This window comes from Ferrimonas sediminicola (genome assembly GCF_005116715.1).
GTDB classification, from domain to species: domain Bacteria; phylum Pseudomonadota; class Gammaproteobacteria; order Enterobacterales; family Shewanellaceae; genus Ferrimonas; species Ferrimonas sediminicola.
Map to the genome: position 1 here is coordinate 1 of NZ_SWCI01000028.1, position 4600 is coordinate 4600.

At 46.8% G+C, this 4600-nt stretch carries 3 protein-coding genes; 2 read left to right on the forward strand and 1 reads right to left on the reverse strand.

Translation table 11 applies throughout. The annotated features are described in order from the left end of the window. The first annotated feature begins 106 nt into the window (after nt 1-106). Nucleotides 107-280 (forward strand): GIY-YIG nuclease family protein, encoded by a 174-nt coding sequence (locus tag FCL40_RS18965; RefSeq protein WP_407644163.1) that lies wholly within the window; start codon nt 107-109, stop codon nt 278-280. A gap of 299 nt (nt 281-579) precedes the next feature. Here the strand turns inward: FCL40_RS18965 and FCL40_RS18330 are convergent, their stop codons facing one another. After that, complete coding sequence (locus FCL40_RS18330; RefSeq protein WP_136854719.1) at nt 580-1503, reverse strand: viperin family antiviral radical SAM protein; 924 nt, start codon at nt 1501-1503, stop codon at nt 580-582. A gap of 112 nt (nt 1504-1615) precedes the next feature. Here FCL40_RS18330 and FCL40_RS18335 point away from each other — a divergent pair, with 112 nt between their 5' ends. Next, entirely contained in the window at nt 1616-4345 is a 2730-nt protein-coding gene (locus FCL40_RS18335; RefSeq protein ID WP_136854720.1) for an ankyrin repeat domain-containing protein, read from the forward strand. Nucleotides 4346-4600: the final 255 nt, after the last annotated feature.

The following is a 4600-nucleotide window of genomic DNA, read 5'->3' on the forward strand; positions in this document are numbered from 1 at the left end:
CGATCCGTGACCTGTTTGACGGCTTCTTTCTTGAACTCTTCTGGGTAACGCTGGCTGGACATAACACCTCCAAATGGGAGCCTTATTGTAAGGCTTTGGGGTGTCTATGGAAGTGGGGGCTATTCACTTCGAGGTGAAAGGTAGAGCGCGAGACCTTGAGAAACGGCTGCATGAGCGTTTTCGATCCCAGAGGAAAAAGGGAGAATGGTTTGAAGGCGTTACAAATGAAGACGTTCTAACTGCTGTTGGAGGGAGGGCAGCAACTGCCAAAGACTACTGAGCTAGCTGTAATGCGCTCAGGCTCTCCTGGGCGCAGTTATCCCGTCATGCGGGGCCGGACTGTGTAGCATTCTTCGAGTCGGTCAATCAATCATTGCTCATCAATATTGATAAGCAAGCGACACATATCTCGCCTCAAATTTGCCAGAGAACACCGATCGCTTGGTGAAATGGAAACGGTCAAGTAATGTTCTCCCCCAGGATGAATAGCCCGCCCATGCTTCGAGCGCCTCTCAAAGCGCCATCCTTGAGTTACTAGATCTCGCACAAACTTGTGAGTGTCTTTATCTGTGCTGTACCTCATGCTTTGCGCTCCTCAAACTGGATTTGATATCGCTTGGCAAAACGATTAGCGCAAAATTTAATCTCTGAGAATGCAGCGCCAACACCAACCTCCAAGATTGGAGAACTGTAGACGTAACCACCTTGTGGGTCGTTGAGTCGATTTTGAAAGAATCGACCATAAGGATCGATCATCAAATATGAATAACCCATATCCTGATTGTCCTCCGCACAGATGATGTCGGAGAACGCTTTGTGCTGGTGTAGGAAACGCTGGAATTGCAGATCAGATATAACAAGTGTTCTGTCAACAACCGGTAATAATCGCAATAACTTCCACTTCTTAGGAGCAAGGCTTCGAATCAAAGAACTCAAATCCTCGTTGCAGTTAAGCTTGTTCACTACGGTGTTAAGCTTGAGCTTCAACTTTGGATTCTTTTCACTTGCTGTCGCCAAAATCTCTTCCAACTGCACCAGGCCCAGAATTCGATCCGCTCGACTGACACGCCCTATGCCGAGGTTCGTTTCCTTGTTGAGTGAATCGATGCTAACTCCAAGCCAGCCCAACAAGAGCAGTAGCTCTGATCCGACTCTCGAATTTAGTAAACTCCCGTTAGTTATGGCTGATAACTCGAACCCAATATCACGAGCATAATGTGCCAAATCCAAAAGTTTGCTGGAATGCAGCAAAGGCTCTCCACCGGCAAAGTTAAGTCGAGGCACACCGAAGATTCCGGTCCCATGGAAAGGGTTATCTGGATTTTCGGGATGGAGATATTCGTATAGTTTCTGCAGCAATGTCGTCGATTTTGCAGGGTGCTTAACAAGTTCACGAGGACAAGGTGCATCTTGCCACTTGGCATAGCAATAATGGCAGTGATAGTTGCACGCTTCGGTTAGGTGCCAGTTAACAACTGGTTGGATTACATTAGATTTGGTCATGGTTTGGACTCCTTTCTTGTTGAGCCAAGCCAGTATTTCAATCCACTAAACGGTCCGGTATGCAATCTCCTGTATCCCCCACGTTTACAGGGGGGGGGTACAAGAGATTTCAATGTCGGGGGTCAAAGCCCATGCAAGGATGGATGGGATTCTTTACAACAAGGAACAAAAACAGATGGCAACACTTCCAACAATTGAAACCATTCTCTTCGAAGTCTACAAATCACTTTGTGGGAGTGAGTACCCGTCCACTAAGAAAAGCAAGTTTGTCCATGGAGATATGAAGCTGGATAACCATCGTGAAATGGCATCGAGCATCCTTGAAGCAATCTTTGAACAACTGGGCATGGACGCAATGGCTAAATACCAAGCGACCTTTCCACTAGAGAACTTTGTTAATGCTTACAAATCAGTAGAGCAGTCGACTTGGAGTCATGGCGCAGAGCAACACCAAATCAATTGGTACGTACTAAGTCATTTCCTTGTGCCTGGAATCGCCAGGTTGAATGCATTTTGGAATACTGAAGAGTCATTCGATGCCGGAATGCCCAGTGGCTATTTCTGGTATCTACCGGAAATCCGTCAGAATGGTAGTAAGAGCGAGTTATATATGCCAGTGGCGCAGGTGCTTGATTGGTTGCTTGACCTATTGGACGGCTCCACAGAAGTGCTCGCTGCTCAAAGAGAAGCATCGCTTAAGTCTATAGACGATAAACAAGACAATGTCTTGCGAATCCTCTACAACTGGCGCGGCAAGGGCATCCCTACTGTCAAAATGATAAAGGAGATCTTCTCGGACCGGGTACAGCTCGATTTTTCAGGTACCTTATCATTGAAGAGCAATCTGACGGTTGCTCAACAGGTGCAATCTGTGCTGGATTTTGCCCGAAGGAAAAACCTGACTGCTGAACAACTTCGACAGGAAATCCCAGCGACTTCTCCAGGGCTACTGGAAAAACTGCTCCAGGGTGAAGGAAGCAAGAGCGAAAACAAGCGATTTATCGCATTGATGCAAGAGCGTTACTCCGCACCATCAACTAAGACCATCCGTCAGAGGCTGCTAGTTGCCAGAATGGTTCAAGATGGCTACGTACGCTTAGTAAAAGCTCTGCATAGTAACGTCAAACCATCGAACCTGAACCCGAACGAAAACAAAGTGCTTCAGCTGCTTGAGGTCTACAGGTACGTATACAACTTAACCATCGAAGCTTATGGTGAGCGTGGACATGCTAGTGAAGCTGAGGAAAACAAGTGGTTTGAGGATCATCTGCCGCCTTGGCTATCCGAGGGGCTACTCCTCTCAATTCTGCCTTCACGAATACAGACGGCTAATGCTGAGGTCGCAGAATTGCTAACTGACAAGTTCCAAGCTTTGACCGGCAAAGAATCGCTGGAAAGCGTCTGGCCCTGCGATGGAGATAACGAAGAAGAGCTCATCAACCGAGAGCTAACTCGTATAGCAGAACGTACTGACAAGCATGATTCGCGAGCAAAGCTGGCCGAAATGGTATCGAAGGGGTCTCCATGGCGACACCTTCAAGCCGAGAGTAGATTTCAGGTGATCTCATGCCTTGCCCAAGATGAAAGCATAAATAATAAGGCTCGAGAGGCAGCAGGTAATCGTCTCAACGAACTTGCGACCTCACCGGAAGAAAAACTGCAATGCGGCCTTTTGTTTCTTCACAATAACTTGAATGACAAGGAATACAAAAGGCAGAAGACCTGTCAGAAAGACGTTGCAACAGTGCTGGATGAGCTAGAAGCCAATCAAGCCTATGAGTTCTGGCGAGCTCCAATTCTGCAATACCGTGCTAAACATGAGCTGGCTCAAAACAACTTCGATGAGGCGGAGGAACTGTTTCGTCATGCCCTGGAGGCGTGCAAGGAGCGCAATTTTGGCTCTCTCCAAGGAGAGATTGCTCGAGATTGTTTTGCTTTAGTTGTCGCAAACAACAAGGTTGAACCTGGGACTCATCAGAATTTTTTCAGAATCATGCTGGCTAATGGGGTTATATCGGGAACAAGTAACCTAGAGCCTTCGATTGAAGACACGAGCCGAGAGCTATCTAGCTACTTCTGGGAAGTGCTTTATAGACCCTACCCCACAGTAAAATGCAACAAACCTCTGGCTGATGCCGAGATCAAGCGCACAATACGCACATTGCTTCAAGGTAGTGATGCTGAGGTGGATTCATGGATTAAGCACAACAAGAAAAAACGGCTTCACATGCCAACAGGTGAATCCTACTTGATGATGTTTATTAAGTTGATGAACAACGCCATGAAAAACCCTTGCACGCAAGAGTTGTCAATATTCGTCAGAACAATTCGTCAAATCGCCATCCGACTGGCTCAAGATGCTCCCCAACAAATCAATATTTCAGACTTTAAAGGACAAACACCACTAATGCTGGTGGCAGAATCTGGTGATAGTGAGATGTTGGAACTGCTACTGAGAAATGGGGCCAAAACTGATATGCAAGATTACCAAGGTAGAGGTGCGCTGATAGCCTCAATCAAGTCGAACAATCAGGCTTCCCTTGATACGTTGTTGAATCACGAGTGCTCTACTGAACTTGTAACTATCGATGGCAACTCAGCACTTCACACCGCAGCCTGGTCGGCAAACACCTATGCAATTGAGCAACTGCTCAAACGCAACCCAGAGCTTATCTGGAAGAAGAATCAGAATGCTCTGACACCACTCGAACTACTAGAGCTATTCATTGAAAACAAGCAAGCGCATGAGGCTTTGAACAGACAACTAGTAAATCGCACCGTTACCGTTGCTCAACTGAAGGAAGCCGCTGCTCTTATTGAGGTCATTGCATTTACCGGATGATCTTAGTTGAATTGACTCGAGCGAATCGCCATCCCTCTTCAACTTTAGGATGGCGTTGCTTATCTAATCGTTCGCAGGGCAGAGATTGAACGATGCAGTGCTTCACAACAACAGGTACGAAAGGATGCTGAAGTTGACCCGTTTTAGTGGACACCAAAATCGATAGATTGAGGTGTCAGAATGCCTGCCTACAAGACAGGAAAACGAACTCAACAGTACAGTGTGGAGTTCAAGGTAAAAGCGGTGACCTGGTCA